6 protein-coding genes are annotated in these 20,326 nt (G+C 41.8%); 2 read left to right on the top strand and 4 right to left on the bottom strand.

Annotated features, from left to right (window positions below):
* Positions 1 to 33 precede the first annotated feature (33 nt).
* Positions 34 to 13,965: an invasin domain 3-containing protein gene (locus PR809_RS08855; protein WP_272524510.1), complete on the bottom strand. Its 13,932-nt coding sequence runs from the start codon at positions 13,963 to 13,965 to the stop codon at positions 34 to 36.
* A gap of 380 nt (positions 13,966 to 14,345) precedes the next feature.
* Entirely contained in the window at positions 14,346 to 16,526 is a 2,181-nt protein-coding gene (locus PR809_RS08860; protein ID WP_272524511.1) for an inverse autotransporter beta domain-containing protein, read from the bottom strand.
* A gap of 233 nt (positions 16,527 to 16,759) precedes the next feature.
* Here PR809_RS08860 and rnz point away from each other — a divergent pair, with 233 nt between their 5' ends.
* Positions 16,760 to 17,674: a ribonuclease Z gene (gene rnz / locus PR809_RS08865; RefSeq protein ID WP_166267287.1), complete on the top strand. Its 915-nt coding sequence runs from the start codon at positions 16,760 to 16,762 to the stop codon at positions 17,672 to 17,674.
* 42 nt (positions 17,675 to 17,716) lie between these two features.
* Here the strand turns inward: rnz and deoR are convergent, their stop codons facing one another.
* Both deoR and deoC read right to left on the bottom strand, forming a co-directional pair.
* A complete protein-coding gene (gene deoR, locus PR809_RS08870; RefSeq protein ID WP_166267289.1) occupies positions 17,717 to 18,496 on the bottom strand; it encodes a DNA-binding transcriptional repressor DeoR in 780 nt (259 codons plus the stop codon).
* A gap of 55 nt (positions 18,497 to 18,551) precedes the next feature.
* Complete coding sequence (deoC, locus tag PR809_RS08875) at positions 18,552 to 19,220, bottom strand: deoxyribose-phosphate aldolase (RefSeq protein ID WP_166267291.1); 669 nt, start codon at positions 19,218 to 19,220, stop codon at positions 18,552 to 18,554.
* 168 nt (positions 19,221 to 19,388) lie between these two features.
* Between deoC and rbsK the strand changes: the two genes are divergently transcribed.
* Positions 19,389 to 20,318: a ribokinase gene (gene rbsK, locus PR809_RS08880; protein ID WP_102139120.1), complete on the top strand. Its 930-nt coding sequence runs from the start codon at positions 19,389 to 19,391 to the stop codon at positions 20,316 to 20,318.
* Positions 20,319 to 20,326: the final 8 nt, after the last annotated feature.

The raw sequence follows: 20,326 nt of genomic DNA on the forward strand, positions 1-20,326 counted from the left end.
ATATAAGTATCAATAATTTAAAACTAATTACAATTAATACTCTTTAACACACACCAGACCACGCTCACCGGCATTAAAAGGATTGGTTAGGTACTTATGTGTTCGTAGATTGTATAAGGTTATATGATTCTGGTTCATTACCCAAATCCAGCCTTGTGTTGCTATTTGGTCTAGTTTTATGTTGTCGTTAATGGTTTTCTCTGTCCACTGGGTGAATAGCGAGATATTACTGTATTTTATATCTTCTGGTGTGGCTATTCTTTGAGAATTAGTACAATATTTCATTACATTATGAAAATCCAATTGTGCCCCTGTGCTAAACCACTTATTCATGTTAAAGGTATATACCATATTCTTGCTATTAGTCGTTTTAGGTCTTCCTGTGATGGTGACTTTTGCAGTGTTGCGGCCTTCCGGGTGTTTATTCAGTGTCACAACTCCTTTGCTATCAATAGATAACCACTTTTGGTCAACCTCCCAGTTATAGTTAGATGCGGTACCTAGTGAAGGTTTGATGGCAAATTGTGCTCCAGTAAATCCGGTAGAAGGGAATTGCTTATCAACCGCATAGGTTTCCTTAGTACCTAACGGTGTAATTGATATTTTGTCGTAATTGACAATTTGAATAGATTGGTAATTACCCGTATAACCAATGGAGCTATTGAGTAATTTGATGTGAATAATTTCTGGATCAAGACTGTTTTGGTACTCTGCAGTGTATATTCCTGCCGATTTTTCTATCATATCCTTCGATACCCGCTTAGAGGTTACGTTTGATATGGTTTCTATTTTTGGTTTTTTCCCTGTAATCAAATGACCATTATCATCTTTAAGCATTAGCTGTATCGTGGTCGTTTTGATATCAGTTGTGCTTGTTTCATAGGCACTCGCAGTGAGTGAGCTTTTTCCTGGGGCAAATACAGGTGCGCCAGCTTCAATAGTTACCACTTCAGGTTTACTATTTACCCTACCTACACCGACTGAGATTATATACTCTCCAGGTTTTGTAAAACTGAGCGTTCCTTTATATTGGCGAGTGAAAGTGTCACTTGTTATATCCCACTTCTCTTGAATAGCTGATGATTTTTGATTTTTATTATGTATTGCAATATCGTTGTTATTAACAAATACGTCATTACCGTATCTATCCTTGATTTTTAACTCAACATTATATGTTTTACCCATATTGGTATTAGTTTTATCAAGTTTTAATTCAACGGTTGCAATGTAATTGGTGTCTCTGAATGGGGTCACCATTATCTGTGCAGTATCCGAAACAGTATTCACTTTTGCTGTCAGCTTGTGTTGGGCTGTTTGAGTCAGTGATACAGTGGCATTGTATTCACCTTTCTTCAGTGTATTTTCTTGCCATGCCGTTATTAGCACTGAACTTGGTTTTTGAGTATCAGTTAAGTTGATATCTGTTTCTTTTAACCCAGTGACGCCATTGTAATACTGGTCAGTTAATGTGAATGTTAACTTGAACTCTTGCCCTGGGAAGGTAGTTAATTTCCCTGAACTATCAGCGGTTATTGAAGACTTCATACTGATCTTGGCCACATGTTTAACCCCTTCCGGGCTGTCAACCGTGATAGTGGCATTTGAAGAATGTCCATTAACCTTGGCTGTCAGTGGATGTGCTTTGGCCTTAGTTAGCGCTAAGCTGGATGTGTACTTACCTTCATTGCCTTCAACCCAAGTTATTGGTATTAATGTATTTAAATGTTCCAGTGTGATATCAGAAATATTAACCGCGACAACACCATTACCGAATTTATCTTTTAGGCTGAGTTGAAGCTCGGCACCAGCATTAATTGCCACTGTTTTTGGTGCATTTAACTCAATTTTCGCGACATTTTTGGCACCTTCTTGCGGTTTTACATCAATTTCGATATTTTTTACCTGTTTATTTACCTCAACCGATAATGTGTGCTTTTTAACTTTCTCTAGCGTGACCTGAGCCGTATAGACACTACCGTGTGAAGATGCTTTCACCCACGCTGCTTTAGTGTTAATCGTGCTATCAGTATTTTTGAACATAATATCTTTCGATGTGATATCTGCCACTTCATTACCATAGTTATCGAGCATGGTGAGGGTTAATGAGGTGCTTTCCCCTGCATTGATTGAAGTTGCCACCGTGGTTAATTTGATCTCCTTAACATTGCTAGCCCCTTTCAACGCTTTCACCGTGACTTCCTTGGTATCGGCATCTTGTTTATTCACCATCGCGGTTAATGTGTGTTTACCCACTTTGGTTAATGGTAAAGTGGCTTTATACACGCCCACCGATTCCATTTTCCAAGCAATATTGCTGCTATCAATAGTTTCTCCTGTATGACTATCGGTTAAAGCAATATCAGCGCCATTGACGCCAGTAACCAAATTGCCATATTGGTCTTTTAGTTCTAACGTTAAGTCAACCTTTTTACCTGCATCAAACGTATTTGCGTTTGTGGTCATTTTTGCGGATTTCACCACATCTTTTCCACTTGGATAGGTTGCTTCCACGGTTTGGATACGGCTTGAGCGGTTATTTACGGTGGCTTTAAACTGATAATTACCAACAGTGCTTAACTGCTGCTTGGTGGTATACACGCCATCTTGTGGATTAGCCCATGTAACGTTGGCTAGTTTTCCATTATTGGTGAGCTGAATAGCCCCTGTATCGATATCAATAACACCGTTATCAACACTATCCGTTAAGGCTAATGTTAATTGCACTTCTTTACCTGCCTCAATAGCACCTTCATCGGTTTCAAGAGTGGTTTTATGCACCTTATTTACCCCTTTGGCAGGAGCAACGGTTAGCTCAAGCTTATCGCTGAGTAGTTTATCTACTACGACTTGAATAGACTGCTTATGTAGCTTATTCATGGTGAGTTCTTGAGTATATAGCCCGCCGCGGAGTTCTCTCCATGTTGAGGCTGAATGTAAGTTAGTTAATAATTTTAATGAGTTTGCCGCACCAGTCAGTTTGTTATCGAACTTATCTTTTAGTCCGACAGTTAAGGTCACTTTATCGCCTGAGTTGGCACTGTTAGTGGGGGTATTACTGGTGATAGAAATAGTCTCTAGCGAGCCTCGTAAACGGTCTTTATCATAAGAAGTGATTGGGATTTCTATCGGCGGATTGACGAGCCATTCGGCAGTTTCTGACTGGCCGTTGACTTCCACTGCTATTTTATAGCGGCTAGCTTTAGCGGCGGGAAGTTGGGCGATATATTTATTTAACACATTTTTTTCCATAAAGAGGATGTCTTGTTTTTGCCCATTAATGGTCACAGTAATATCGCTACTGGAGACATTTTTAACCGGGTTGCCATATGCATCAGTTAAATCAATAGATAGCGGTGATGATTGTCCTGCATCACTGTTGGCTATTGGTGAAATGGCGATGGTCTTCACTGCATCTTTACCTGTTGGTGAATTGACCGTGATAGTTGCTGTATCTGTAAATTGATCAATACCAGCTATCAGAGTATGCGTTTTAACGTCACTGAGCATGATGCGAGTTGTGTAGATCCCTAATCCATGGTTATCTTCATTCCAGATCATGTTAACTGGCTTCTTGTTATCAGTCAGTGTGATTGTATTATTGTTGATATGAATAACCGGATTGTTATCCATATCAGTCACTTTCAAGGACAAAGAGACTTCATCACCCGCAGTGATCATATTTGATGTCGCTGATAGCGTTATATTGCGAACTCGGTTTGAGTCAGTGGAAGGCTTCGCTTCAATTAATATATTTTTACTGTGTTGTAGATTAACTCTGGCTCTCAGTGAATGAATTCCTGCCATTGATAGAGTAACGGGGGTGGTATAAACACCATTGCCTTTTGACGCCCAAACTAAGCCTATAAGATCTTTCTTCGTATGCGCATCATTGATGGTGATATCTTTAGCGGTGATCCCTTCAACGCCATTATTCCATTGGTCTGCTAATATTAGTGTCAACTCTGTTTTACTGCCTACAGTCAGTTGGTTTGTATTGGCCTTGAGCTCAACCGTTTTTACCTGTGTTGGGTCTGTTAGTGCGCTGACATCAATCGTCAGTGGGGCGTTGGTTTGGTGATTAACTCGGCTTACAAAGGTGTTTTTCCCTTGTTTATGCAGAGGGAGTGTCGTTGTGTAAATACCTGCGCCTTTCTCTAACCAGGTCAACTTAGGAACAAGCGTATGATTATGCTCTAATTGAATGTCGTTGGTTTGTACCTTTTCAACACCATTGCCATAGTTATCAGCCAATGTTAGTTGTAATTCGGCGGTATCACCTACCTTAAACGTCCGGTTGGTCGCCTTTAATGCCACATTGCTCACGGCAGGTTTACCCTGTGGCGCTTCAACATCGATAACCTGTGATTGGCTAATACCATTAGCTGTGACTTTTAAGGTGTCAGTGCCTAGCTTGCTTAATAATAAGTCAGCGGTATAAGTACCATTCGCATTGTCTTTCCATATGACAGAGCCTGATTGCTGCTGAGCAATGGCGAGACTGTTGATACCCGTCAGCGAATTACCAAAGCTATCTTCTAACATTACAGTTAATGCGAGCAGGGTACCGGCTTGTTGGCTGCCTGACGGTGCGGTATTAAATTGTACTTTAGCAACGACCCCGCGTTGGCCTTTAATTCCATTTCCTTGATGGTTTGTGGCAACGATGGTGCTTGGATTAGACACTGTCAGTGTTTTAGCAGCTGAATTGATATTATTAGCTGTAACAATAATGTCATAGGAGCCGCTTTGTTTCGCCGGTAGCGTGAGGATATAGTTACCATTATCGAGTGGTGCTACAGCAATCGTCGATGAGTGTTTATTATCGACTTTAACGGTGACCTCTTTGATACCTGTGACGGAGTGATTATTTATATCTGTCAGTGCAACAATTAATGTGCTGTCCATTCCTGCGATTTGTGTAGGAAGAGATAAGATATCAACATTCTTGACTGTATTGACCTCGTCACTCTTTATTACTTCAATATCGACAGCTTGGCTGCTAATTCCATTAACGGTGGAACGTAATGCGTCTTTGCCCAGTGTTTTTAAGGTTAAATCAGTGGTATAGGTGCCATTATGGTGATCAACCCAAGTCACTTTACCGATTTGGTTATGTGCTAATATGATGTTTTTAACATCAATACCGCTAAGCGCATTATCAAACGCATCTTTTAAGGTTAGTGTGAGTTTTACTGTCTCACCGGATTTAAAGTTTGGTGCGTTTGTCGCAGCGAGCGCAACGTTACTCACTACACCGGCTTGGCCTTGAACACCTGAACCATCGGTTTTTGTTGTTTGAATCGTTTTGGCAGCAGTAACTTGCCAAGTTTGTTGAGTTTCCTGTTTATTGGCGGTCACTTTAACCAGATAATTTCCTGTTTTTTGTGCAGGTAATGTGGCGATATAAGTGCCTTTATCCGTTTTCGATTCAACAAATGTTAAGTTAAGTGGCTTATCATTGAGCGTAATTTTAATGTCATCCGCAATGTGTGTCACACCATGACGACTGCCATCAACCGCTTGTACGCTAATGGTTTGCTCTGAGCCGGTTGCCGATGGGGCGATAGCGGCAATAGCCAGTTGATTAACTTGCTTGATATCGGTGGAATTTGTCACGGTGATGTTTGCTGGTGAACTATCGATGCCGTTAACGGTGGCGACTAATGCATCATTTCCCAATACCTTTAATGGCAGGGTCGCGGTGTATTGGCCATTGTTATGGTCAGTCCAAACGACATGACCTGCCTGCTTGTGCTTCAGCGCAATGTGGTTGCTGGAGACGCCTTTTAATGGGTTATTAAAGCCATCTTTTAGCTCGACAGTGAGCTGTAAATGATCACCAGATACTGAACTTGTTGATGCGGTTTTCAGTTCAACATGACTAACGACGCCGCGCTGGTCTTTTTTGCCACTTCCATTTGAGGTCGCAGTGACTGTATCAGGTTCTGTCACTGTGAGTGTTTTTGCCGTGGATGGTTTATTATTGGCAGTGATAACGACACTATAAACCCCACTTTGTTGTCCCGGTAATTTCCCTGTGTAGATGCCATCCGTTTGTTGAGTAACGGCAATATTTAGTGGTTGCTGTTTCGCAATATTCACAGTGACCTCAGTGATCCCCATGACTGTGAGGCTGTTTATATCGGTCAAGGATACTGCAAAGTGGCTTTCGGCACCGGCTTGCGGACTGGCGATATTAACAATATCAACCTGATGGGTGCGGTTGCTTCCAATTACATTTTCAACGTTGATGTCAACTGGCGTACTTTTTATCTGGTTAACCATCGCCACTAAGCGCTCTTTACCCAGTGTCTTTAACGGTAAATCAGCGGTGTAGGTGCCATTATGGTGATCAACCCAAGTCACTTTACCGGTTTGGTTATGTGCTAATGTGATGTTTTTAACATCAATGTCGCTAAGCGCATTATCAAACGCATCTTTTAAGGTTAGCGTGAGTTTTACGGTATCACCGGATTTAAAGTTTGGTGCGTTTGTCGCAGCGAGCGCAACGGTATTCACCACACCGGCTTGGCCTTGAACACCTGAGCCATCAGTTTTTGTTGCTTGAATCGTTTTGGCGGCAGTAACCTGCCAAGTTTGTTGCGTTTCCTTCTTATTGGCACTGGCCTTGACGGTATAGTTACCGGTTTTTTGGGCTGGTAGGGTTGCAGTGTAAGTGCCCTTAATGGTTTTCGATTCAACAAATGTTAAATTAAGTGGCTTGTCATTGAGGGCAACGTTGATGTTATTCTCAATTTGAGTCACACCATGGTTATTGGCATCAACGGCTTGTACGGTGATTTGCTGTTCTGTTCCCGCTGCAGATGGTGCAATCGTCGCGACGATTAGCTTACTCACCTGTTTAATATCAGCAGTATTTTCCACGGTAATATTTGCTACCGAACTATTGATACCGTTAACGGTGGCGGTTAATACATCGCTTCCCAGTACCTTTAATGGCAAGGTCGCGGTGTATTGGCCGTTGTTATGGTCGGTCCAAACCACATGACTTGCTTGCTTGTGCGTTAGTGCAATGTGGTTGCTGGAGACGCCTTTTAATGGGTTATTAAAGCTATCTTTTAGCTCGACAGTTAACTGTAAATGATGGCCAGATACCGAACTTACTGATGCGCTTTTCAGTTCAACATGGCTAACGACGCCACGCTGGTCTTTTTTGCCACTTCCATTTGAGGTCGCAGTGACTGTATCAGGTTTTGTCACGGCGAATGTTTTTTTAGCCGAATTTTGTTGATTGGCGCTAATAACCACGTCATAAGAGCCACTTTGTTGCCCAGATAATTTCCCTATGTAGCGGCCATCTGCTTGTTGAGTGACATTAATGCTTTCTGGTTTTTGCTTACCGATGGTGACCTCAACACTTTGGACACCGTCGATTAAGTTACCTTGAGCATCGGCCAATACCACCGTGAAGGTGCTTTCTGCACCAGCGGCTGCGTTGGTAATATCATTAATATCGATTTTATGAATCGCGTTATTACCTAACTGTGGTTTGACATCAATAACAATGGTTGGGCTTTGTATGTTATTTACGGTGATAAATAAGTGATCTTGCCCTAATTGCGTTAAAACTAAGTTAGCCGTATAGCTTCCATCTTTTTGTGCTATCCAAGTGGCTTTACCCGCTTGTTTATGGGTGAGTGATTGCGCTAAATCAACGCCAGTTAATGGGTTACCAAAGGCATCTTCTAATATCGCGGTTAGCTTTAACGCACCGCCAGATTTTAGGTTATTATTTGGGGAAATGGCGAGTGTTGCACGGTTAACGACACCGCGATAATGTGGTTTACCACCATGATTGATAGCAATGGGGGAAGGAGCGCTAACGGTTAAGGTTGATTCTGTGGATTTAACACCACCAACAGTGGCAATAATTTTATGAACGCCTGATTTTTGGCCAGAAAGCGTGCCAGTATAGGTTCCTTTGCTATTGGTTGTTTCCGTGATTTTAAACAATTCTTCAGTGCCATCAATAGAGATAACTGCGTTACTATCTATCCCTGTAATGGGTTGGTCATTGGTATCAGTGATTGATAGTGTGATGGAACTCGTTTCACCTGCAGCGGGTTTAGCGATATCTTTGATTTTAACTTGCTTGATTTGCGAGGTTCCAATAGCACTTCCCACGTTAATATTCAGTGGGGAAGTGGTTATTTTGTTCACTTTCACGGTTAAAGTATCTTGGCCAATTTTGGTGAGAGGCAAAAGAGCCGTGTAGTCGCCGTTGCGGAGGTCTATCCAAGTCACAGAGCGATTGCTAGGTTGTCGATGATTTAACTGAATACTCGCGCCACTGAGCCCTTCAAGGGGGTTACCAAATGCATCTTTAAGTGTCACGGTTAATTGTAATGACTGCCCTGATTTTAGGTCGTTAACCGCTGATGAAGCCAATGTAACGGTTTTAATGACGCCACGCTGATTTTCTATACCACTTCCATTTTTGTCTTTCACGGCTATGGTTGCAGGGGTTTTAACTGTCCAAATTTTTGATGCAGTTTTATTATTCGCCGTCACTTTAACGGTATATTTACCCGTATTTTGTACAGGTAACGTTCCTGTATAAATACCTGCTTGAGTGAGTGACTCTGTTAAAACAATCGATGTTGACTGGCCGTCGATATTTGCCGTTATCATGCTGCTAATCATGGTGACGGGGTGCTGATATTTATCAGTGACTTTTACGGTGATAATTTGGTTTTCACCTGCATCACTCGGGATGATTGTTTCAAGTTCGACGTTAGCAACTCGATTGATATCCGTCGTATTACTCACTGTAATAGGGAATTGTTGTGATTTATGACCATTAATAGATGCCGCGATATTATTGGAGCCAGTTTGTGTTAACAGCAACGAAGTCGTGTAAGCGCCATTACCTTTATCTAACCATTTCAGCGAGCTTGCCTTGTATCCATCCAAAATGATATTACTGGTATCGAGAGCCGTTAACGGATTATTAAATGCATCAAAGATGGTGACAGTGATATCCAGTTTGTCACCTGATTGCAGACGTGAGATATCACCTGTTGTCATGGTTAGGTTATTGATAACGCCTCGTTCACCATGAGCACCTGTTCCGCTTGAGTTTTTCGCGCTAATTGGGGTTGGTTTTTTCACTGCTAAAGTATCTTTAACTGAGCTTTGGCCATTTACCGTGGCTATAATGTTATGATCACCTGCTTGCTGTGCGGGTAGCGTGACCTCATAAATGCCCGGTTTCCCTTCCTTTGCTGGCAAGGTGTGTGGGGTACCATCAATCTCAATAACCATTTCCTGTTCACCGACCACTGGATTGCCATTTTTATCGGTTAATTGAACAGTTAGAGTGCCATTTGAACCTGCATCTGCTTTTTCTATTTTGGTGATTTCAACTTTACTGACGTTATTTTGACCCGACGCGTGACTAACTTGGAGCGGTGTTACAGCGGTTTTATGATTGCTGATAGAAGCAATTAAGTTTTTATCGCCAACTTCAGTCAGTGTGAGAGTCGCCGTATAAGAGCCATCGCCATTATCCGTCCAGACTGGCTTGCCGTTAAATCCGTCAAGGGTAATTGTATTTAGCTCAATTAAACCGTTATTAAAAGCGTCGGTGATGGTCACGGTGATTTCAAGTTGATCGCCAGACTGTAAGTTACTGGTATTGCCTGTCGTCATAGCAATACTATTGACCACGCCTTTTTCTCCCGGTTTACCATTGCTATTTGGTTTAATTGGAGTTGGTTTTGCGACCACTAAGGTTGTGTCAGTTGAGTGTTGGGCATTCACACTCGCGCTAATGTTGTGATTGCCCGCTTGCAGTGCGGGTAGGCTAACCTCATAAATCCCGGGTTTACCTTCTTTTGCGGGACGTTTATAGGCTTGTCCATCAATATGAATGGTAATTTCTTTTTCACCGACAACCGAGTTGCCATATTTATCGGTTAACTCGATAGTTACAATACTATTTGTACCAGCCGCCGGTTTTTCTGTTTTGGTGATTTTTACCTTATCGACATGGGAAGCGCCTACGGCATGATTGACCTGAACTTCTGTATGTGGGCTATGGGCACCATTGACGGAGGCAGTTAAATTATTGCTACCAACGTCGGTTAAGGTCAAGGTAGTGGTATAAGAGCCATCACCATTATCTACCCAGCTTAAGGTATTTCCTTTGTGTTTACCGATATCGATGTTATCAGTATTTAAGCCAGCTAAGCCGTTACCAAAGGCATCAGTTACCGCAACCGTGATTTCAAGAGGATTACCGGATTCAAAACGGTGAGTGTGATCAAGTGTGATTGCGACTTTGTCGATAACGCCTTTCTCACCTTGTTGGCCTGTACCATTCGAATTATTCGGGCTAATTGGGGTCGGTTTTTGTACTTCTAAAGTATCTTTAGGGGAGCTTTGGCCATTTATCACGGCAGTAATTTGATGATTACCTGCTTGCAGTGCTGGCAGCGTGACCTCATAGATACCGGGTTTCCCTTCTTTCGCGGGGAGAGTATGTGGTTTGCCATCAATATTCACGGTCATTTCAGTTTCACCGACTACTGAGTTACCGTTGTTATCGGTTAATTGAACGGTTAGTGTGCTGGTTGAACCTGCGGCGGGTTTTTCTGTTTGAATAATTTCAACTTTACTGACTTTGTCTTTTCCTTTGGCATTGCTAACTTGGACTTGTTTTTGCGGACTCTTAGTACCATTGATGGAAACGGTAAGGTCATTATTGCCGATGTCGGTTAGTGGCAAGGTGGTGGTGTAAGAGCCATCACCGTTGTCAACCCATACCAATGTATCGCCTTTGTGTTTACCAACATTGATATTATTGGTGTCTAAGCCTGACAAGCCGTTGTTAAAGGCATCAGTAATGGAAACGACGACCTCAAGTTTATCGCCAGATTGCAGATGGCTAGTATCGCCTGTCGTGATAACGATATTATCGATAACACCTAGTTCGCCTTTTTGCCCTGCACCGCTTGGGTCTTTAGGTTTAACAGGCCGTGATTTATCAACAATAAGTGGCTCTTTTGGTGATCCTTCCCCATTAACGATAACAGAAACAATGTGGTTGCCTGCGAGTTGACCCTGAATAATGACGTCATAAATACCTGGAGATGTTTCTGTCACTGGCAAAGTATGTGCTTGGCCATCAATATTGACAGTCACTTCTGTTTCACCAACAACGGGGTTGCTATGTTTATCGGTTAACTCGAGGGTTATAGTGCTATCTACACCTGCTGCTGGTTTTTCTACTTTAATGATTTTGACTTTATCAACATGAATAGTCCCAGTGGCATTAGCGACCTGAATATCAGTTTTCAAGCTAGTGGTGCCATTAATAGAAGCGGTTAAATCATTGGTTCCGATCTCCGTTAATGGCAAAGTGGTGGTGTAAGACCCGTCGCCATTATCCGTCCATATCAGCGTATCGCCTTTATGTTGACCTATATCGATGTCATTGGTGTTTAAACCCGTAAGTCCATTATTAAATCCATCAGTAATGGTTACAGTGACGTCAAGAGTATCTCCCGATTGTAAACCGTGGGTTCGGTTTGGAGTGACGGCGATATTTTCAATAACGCCTTTTTCCCCTTTTTGGCCTGTGCCGCTTGAGTTGTTTGGGGAGATTGGTTTTGGCTGCTCAACAATTAACGTTTCTGGAGAGGAGGTTTGCCCATCAATGGTGACGGTGATACTTGGCGTACCAGTATGTTGTCCCGGTAATTTTCCGGTGTAGATACCACTACCAGGACGGTTTTCCGTGATAGTAATTGGTGTTGGTTTGCCATCGATGTTCACGATGACAGAACCATCAGCGCCAGAAATAGGGTTGTTGTTTGTATCAGTCAGTGAAATGGTAATCGTGCTGTCTGTGCCAGCAGCGGCTTGCGCAAGGTCGACAATCGTGACATGGGCTAATTGGCCAAATACAAAATGGGTTTCTACCGTGACGCTTTGTTCATTCAGTGTTGCCGTTATTTTGGCAGGCCCTGCGACTTGGCTTTTTACCTCGACTTCAGTGTTACCCTGTTCATCGGTTGGGCTTAGCTGCTTGGCTGTGGCATTTCTTGCCTCAAGTTGCAGTACAGCGTCTTTAATGGGGTGTGCATTATCATCAGTAACATGGAATTGAATTTTGTTATTGGATGTCCCATCGGCTATCGCATTATCATTGAGGATATTAAAATGCTTAATATGCGCTTGATGCGTATCGGCAATAAAGAAAAAGGTGGTTTCAATGGGAACGCCGCCATTTGGCACTACCTGAATTCGGTGTTCACCCGTAGTCAAAGTGGTGAATTGAATCGAAGCTTCCCCTTTGATATTGGTGGCAATTTTATATTTTTGTTTATCAGTTGATTTTGCCGCCTGCATTTTTTTGAATAAATTGCTAAACGCCATTCTTGAAGAGGTGGCTTTTTGTGTGACGAATTTAAGTCCTGCCGGGAGAATAAATGTCACTGTTGAGTCTGGCGCGATATTATTTAAACTATCTCTGGCCGTAATCGTTAATTTATTAATATCTTGGCCGTTAGCAACCGCATTTCCTTGTTTGATAACCTCATTTGGGTTAATTGATAATACGCCGGAGTTTGTAACTTCAACCAAAGTTGTGGCCTGTGGTGAAATATTTCCTTTGCTGTCAGAGGCTGTTACCGTGAATCGGTAAAGGTTGATTTTCTTCCTTTCTTGTTCGGTCATTGCCACTTTATAAGACGGCAATTTGACTCTTGTAGACGCTCCGTCGAGGATTATTTCGCCCCCAGCGGCTAAAAATTCAGGTGCTTGTACGGCTAATTGATCTAACGGATATTTGGTATTGAGGGTATTAATTAAAGGTAATAATTCCCCTGTCTTCCCTTGGATTATTGAGGGTAATGATAGGGTTATCAGGGTGTTCTTTTGGTATTCTAGTACGATATTGTTATTACGATTCACAAAATCATAGCGACTGCCCATTAAACGACGAGCATCACCCACTTTACTTGGGTCAAGCTGTTCTGCGAGGCTCTTACCCAGTGCCCAAGTGAACTGGACTTTGGCATTAGTTTCACTTAATCCACCACTGATTTTTTGTTCTGCGCTTAAAGTTACCAGTGAGAATGGAGTCCAGTTTATACCAACCGTTGTGGCAAGAGGGTCTTTCTGGCGCTTATCTTTGCCAAATAGGGCGACATCGTCGCCAAAATACTGCTCAAATTTAAGGCTTCCGCCAATATTTGGGTAAGAAGGCAACCAGCCCTCAGCGTGTAAATCCCATCCATTAGCCGGGCGGGCATTGTAGTCATTCTTTAATTCAGGAGCGCTACGCCATGCTGATGTACGTAAATAGGTATTGGCACTCAGTTTTAAGAAATCTTGAGCGTACTCTGCCCCGAAACCTAGGCGAGAGTGGTAGCGAGATAAGTCATGATCAAAAAAGGCATTGACGCCCATCATACTCTCTGGGGTAAAGCGACGAACCCCAATACCATTATTGGTTTGTAATCGGCCATCAGTACGGTGAATGTTATGTTGGGTAAACAATAATAAATCTGTACTGTCATACCAAGGAATTAACCAATCTAATTGGGTATTTTTAATGGTTAATTTTTTATCTACGTCAACACTGAATTTGGCATTACCGGTTTTGGATAACCAACGATTTATCTCATCTGTTGCCGCATTTGTGGCTTTACTGCGAGCGAAGTCTTGTGCCATATCAGCAAGATCTGCCGCTTTTTTCTTACCAGAGATAAAACGTGCAGCACTTTGGCTATATTCAGCAACCAGCTTCTCTGTTTTATCATCATCGGTTAGAACGGGGTCACTTCCCAGAGTAGGTAGGTCATCAGGTGTGAGCATTTTTGCATAGCTTGGTATAACCGGCATGATGGCCGAAGACCATATTGCAGTAAAGAGCACAAAACCATTTGAGATTTTATGTCTCATGGTTGGCTTTGTGGTTGACGTAGCGGGGTTCATTCAATTTATTCCTAGTGTCAATATTAACTGGGTTATTGTTGAATGCTTATATAGGTAAGAGCTTGTGAATTAGTTTGACTTAAACAGAAGCGGAATTTACAAGGTGGAATAACACGGAATGGCCAGCTTTTATTAATAATGCTAAAAAATAGTCTCTTCGCCTATATTAAAGTATTTTTATCGATTGGGAATAAACCTTACTTGAATGAAAACAAGCCACTAGCTTATAAAACATGCGATATTGGATTGGTAAGGAGAGTAAATTTAGTCGCGATTCAATAAAGTCATAAGCTAGGTTAGTTGAATTTAAAAAGCCCCATCAGGGGCAATTTTGATACTGAAAAAACAACTAAATTAAGTCTATTTTACAGCGAACAGCATTATCCCATTTTTTGAAATAGCTGCTTTAGCAAACCTAACGGTGTGCGTGGATGGCTGTTTTGTTCATTTACTGGCGATTTGAAAAGAGTTCCTGTGCTTGGCTGAATATTTATCGCAGATGCATTCCTTAGAAAATTAACTTGTATTGTTCGGCTATCGCCATTTAAGGTAGCAATGATATCCATGGAGCCTTCGGCTAAACTGCTGATTTCTAATTCTGTATTTCCATATTCATCAGTCAATTTAATTGGTGAGATAACGCCATTTGGTGCTTCAAAATGAACCTGTGCCCCAGCGATGCTTTGTCGGCTATTATTCACAATATGCAGTTTAATTTTGTTTTTACTGATCCCATCAGCGACTGCATTGTCTTGGATGATATCAATGCTACCAATGAATGACTGGCTAATATCGGGTTTAAAGTTAAACATTTCATTTATTTCTATGCCATGTTCCGTATTTGCTTTTATGGCATAACTTCCTGATATAAAAGAGGTGAATTGAATAGAGGCTTCACCTTTACTATTGGCAACGATGCTATAGGGTTGTTCAGAAACTGATTTTGTCGCTTGGGCTTTCCACATAAAATGATTAAGTAATGAATAATACCCCATATTTTTTTGATCAATAGATTTAAGGCTTGCAGGCAGTGTGAAGCTGACTTTTGCATTGGGGACTGGGTGACCAAGAGCATCTTTAATTACTACGGCGAATGTATTTGCGTCTTTACCGTTAGCGACGGCATTATTTCTTTTTACGGTATTTTTATGGGTGATGGTGAGAGCACCGGTATTGGTAACTTCAATTAACGTTTCCGCTTGTGGAGAAACATTTCCATTGGTGTCATAAGCCGTTACGGTTAAACGATAAAGGTTGAGTTGTTGGTTTTTAAAAGCATTGCTGGCAATTTTATAAGATGGCAGTTTTACTGAGCTTTCTATGCCATTAAGGTGAATTTCTCCCCCAGCGGCTATCAATTCAGGGGCTTCTATCACTATTTTTTCTAGCGGGTATTTCGTGGTTAAATTGCGGATAATAGAGAGTTCTTCTCCTGTCATACCCTGAATAACTTTCGGTAATGAGAGTGAAATTAACGTTTTCTTTCGGTACTCCAACACAATATTGTTATTACGGTTAACAAAATCATAGCGGTTACTGGAAATATGACGAGTAGCTTCTATCGCGGAAGCATCAAGATGTTGTGCTAAGCTTCTTCCTAACAACCAATTGAAGGCAATTTTTGCACTTGTTTCATTTGTTCCTCTATTACCTATTTTATGTTCTGTATTTAGCGCAAGGAGAGGGAATGGGGACCAATTGATGCCTACAGTAGCCGCTATTGGGTTTTTCTGACGCTCATCTTTACCAAATAAAGCCACGTCATCACCATAATATTGTTCCAGTTTTAGGTTCGCACCTAAATTGGCATACGTAGGGAGCCAACCTTCAACTTGAATATCCCAACCGTTAGCAGGTCGTGCGTTATAATCATAGGCTAATTCGGACGCACTACGCCAAGCCGATAGCCCTAAATAGCTATTCGCACTCATTCGAACGTAATCTTGAGCATACTCGACTCCAAGCCCTAAGCGCGAATGGTAATGGGATAAATCATGATCAAAGAAAGCATTCACCCCGATCATGCTATTTTGTTGGAAATGACGTAAACCAATACCGTTATTGGTCTGTAACCGGCCATCAGTACGGTGAATACTGTGCTGAGAAAATAACAACAAATCGTGTTGATCATACCAAGGTACTAGCCAATCTAATTGAGAAGCCTTAATTGACAATTTTTTATCGAGATTAATATTGAGCCTGGCATTACCGGCTTTGGATAACCAATGTGTTATTTCATCTGTAGCGATATTAGCCGCTTTATGGCGAGCGTAATCTTGTGCCATATCGGCAAGATTTTGGGTGTTTTTTTCTTCAGAAGCAAAGTTTGCGGCATTTTGCCCATATTCCGCTAAAAAACGTTCAGTACTATCTTCAAGTTGGGCTTCGGGTTGGGGTCCTTCAAATTGAATAGCATTACTACCGAGTGTAGGTAAATCGTCTAAATGGGCGATTTGGGCATAGCTTGGCACCATTGGCACAATAGCCGTAGACCAAATTGCCGTTGAGAATAGCAAGCAGTTCGGTAATTTAGGTTTCAATTTTGACGAAGGGGGATTCATCGAGCATATTCCTGATATCAATATTAACATGGCTATTTTCAGGGTAGACAGTGCTCAGTGCTTGTGAATTGATTGGATGAATACGGAAACACGATTTGTATATTGGAAATATTTGGAATAACTGGCTTTGGTTGATAATCAAAAAATACAGAATATTATACAGATTAAAATAAATGATTTTTTATTGGAAAAAATCTTACCATAATAAAAACAACAAATTAGATGAGGACGTTATGGAGTTAACATTTTTAGGAACCAGTGCTGGGGTGCCGACAAAAGAGCGCAATGTCACCAGTATGATATTAAATTTGGTCGGTATTCGTAAAAGCTATTGGTTATTTGATTGTGGCGAAGGGACACAGCATCGCATTTTAAATAGCCCATTTAAAACGCCAAAAATTGAGAAAATATTTATTACCCATTTACATGGCGATCATATTTTTGGTCTACCCGGCTTGTTATGTAGCCGTTCAATGGGGGGAGCGACAGACCCGCTGACGGTTTATGGTCCAAAAGGGTTAAAGCAATATATTGAAACGGTATTAGCGGTGAGTATGTCTTATATGACATACCCGTTGGAAATCGTTGAAATTGAAGCTGGGCAGTTATTTGATGATGGGGAGTTAATTGTAACGGCTTATGCCCTTGACCACCGTGTTGAGTGCTATGGCTATCGTATTGAGGAGTACCCGAAGAGTGGTGCATTAGATGCAGTCAAATTAGCCAATGACAATATTCCTCGAGGCCCTTGGATGCAAGCGCTTAAAGCGGGAGAAACGATAATTCTTGATGACGGGCGAGTCGTTAATGGCGCTGATTACCTCGGTGAGCCCGTACCCGGTAAAGTCGTTGCGATTTTTGGAGACACTCAACCGACAGAGCAAGCGCTGGCGCTCGCGAAAAATGCCGATGTAATGATCCATGAAACGACACTAGAGGCTGAATTCGCCGAAAAAGCCAATGAGCGTGGGCACTCGACGACAGTACAAGCGGCGGAGCTAGCACGTGAAGCGGGAGTAAAACGTTTTATTGCCACTCATTTGAGTGGCCGCTATACGAGTGAGGATATTCCAAGGTTATTGGCACAGTGCCAGTCAGTATTCCCTCAAACGGAAATCGCAGAAGATTATTTGACGGTGAAGATCTAATGTTGGCGGGCAATAGGTTGCCCGCTAAATCTATTGATGGTTTTAATAAATCACTTTCACAAAGCCATTACGGCAATATGTTTCATATTCATCAGAAAGTTGCCGGTTTGTGACAATCACATCAAATTGTGATAATTCCCCCATATTGGCGGTAGCGACTTCATCAAACAGGTTATAGGGCGCTAATAAAATCTTACGGATGGATTTCTCCATAGCTTTTTTCTTCATGGGTAAATCATCGAGATTATAGCAAGTTACACCAAAATTCCCATGTACACCGGCCGCTGAAATAAAGGCTTTTTTGGGGTTGATTGAATCCAGTAATGAAGGGAGAGATGGGTTGTAAAAAGAGTCACTTTTAGGACGATATTCCCCACCACACAGTAGCGCGGTGGCATTTTTTTTCTGACTAAGGGCGAGAAAAACGTTATGTGAGTAACAAATACCAGTGAAATTAATCTCTTCGGGGATGAGTGAAATTAAGGTTGCCATTTCAATGCCATTATCAAAGAAGATCACGTCATCTTCAGTCACCATGCTCGCTGCAAGGTTAGGAATATATAATTCTTCAGTTTGATCTGGGGTAAAAACATCCGCTTGTGGCTCATTTGACACTAAATTGGCAGGTTGGGTAACAGAAACAATATAGCCGCCGAGGAGCGACATAGGGATAGGGCCTTCGGTATCAGCGCTGAGGTCTCGTCGAATAGTCATTTCTGAGACTTCGAGTATTCTAGCGGCTTCTTTTAAATGAATGCGCCCTGAGCGTTTTAAACATTCACTTAAACGGCGAAGGCGTTCTTTTTGTTTAGTTTCTATCACCCTACAATCCTTTTATGATATACAAAATTGGCGCGGTTAAACCGCGCCCCATCACTTAGTAGTCACTCGGCTTGGTTGCCGTTCCTGTGACAATTGCAACACTCGCACTTGCACCTACACGGTTTGCGCCGGCTTCAATCATTTTAATTGCAGTTTCACGGTCACGCACACCACCGGAGGCTTTGACACCGACTTCATCGCCAACGACTTTACGCATCAGAGCGACATGGTGTTCTGTTGCACCCATTGTACTGAAACCTGTTGAAGTTTTCACAAAACCGACTTTAATTGTGCGGCAAATTTCACAAACTTGGGTAATTTCTTCATCAGTTAACAGGCAATTTTCTAAAATAACTTTTAATGTTGCTTTACCGCAGGCGGCAAATACGGCTTCGATATCACGACGAACAAAGTCTAAGTCGCCACTTTTGAGCATGCCAATGTTGATAACCATATCGACTTCATCAGCACCACGGCGCACAGCTTCTGCGGCTTCAAATGCTTTGGCTTCCGTTAAGCCTGCACCGAGTGGAAAGCCTACCACACAGCAAACCTTAACGTCGCTGTTTTTTAAAAGTTCGCTGGCTAAAGGAACATAACCTGTGTTCACACAGACAGATGCAAAATGGTGCTCTGCAGCTTCTGTACACAGTTTAGTAATATCGCTGACAGTCGCATTCGCAGCAAGTAAAGTGTGATCAATATATTTTGCTAAGTCTTGCATTTTCAACTTTCCTATATAAATGTGGGATAGACAACAAAGAATGAGGAAATGTGGTAGATATAACACTTGATCATTCGTTATTCGAGATCCTAATCACAAATGATATTTTTGCAACATGATAATGTTACTATCATATCATTATGTGATTTATTTAACACGAGGGACATTATGGATATAGCAGTTATTGGTTCAAACATGGTTGATTTGATCACTTACATCGATCAAATGCCAAAAGAAGGCGAAACGTTAGAAGCGCCAGCTTTCAAAATTGGTTGCGGTGGTAAAGGTGCGAACCAAGCGGTTGCTGCTGCTAAGTTAAATTCAAAAGTGATCATGCTAACCAAAGTCGGTGATGATATTTTTGCAGATAATACGATCCGCAATCTAGAGTCTTATGGCATTAACACCCGTTATGTGGAAAAAGTACCTTGTACCTCCAGTGGTGTTGCGCCAATTTTTGTTAATCAAAATTCATCGAATAGTATTTTGATCGTCAAAGGGGCGAATAAGTTTTTATCCCCAGAAGATATCGATCGCGCAGCGGAAGATCTGAAAAAATGTAAATTGATCGTTCTGCAATTAGAAGTCCAACTTGAAACAGTTTATCACGCGATTTCATTCGGTAATAAACATGGGATCCCTGTGTTGCTTAACCCAGCGCCTGCACAACGTACGCTCGATCTGGATTTTGCCTGCCGATGTGATTTCTTTGTCCCTAATGAAACTGAACTCGAAATTTTAACCAATATGCCAGTCGACACGATGGATAACATTCGTCGTGCTGCGCAGTCCCTACTGGATAAAGGGTTAAAAAACGTCATCGTGACATTAGGGGAAAAAGGGGCGTTATGGATGACCCGCGACAGCGAGTTACATATACCCGCAATTAAAGTGAATGCGATTGACACCAGTGGTGCAGGGGATGCCTTTATCGGCTGTTTCTCTCATTACTATGTCCATACGGGGAATATTGAAGAAGCACTGAAAAAAGCAGTGATGTTTTCGGCTTTCAGTGTGACAGGGAAAGGAACTCAATCTTCTTATCCAAGTGTTGAGCAATTTAATGAATTTGTACAAATCAACACAGCTAATGAATAGCTAAATAA

This window comes from Providencia sp. PROV201, from assembly GCF_028479545.1.
Classification (GTDB): Bacteria; Pseudomonadota; Gammaproteobacteria; order Enterobacterales; family Enterobacteriaceae; genus Providencia; species Providencia huaxiensis.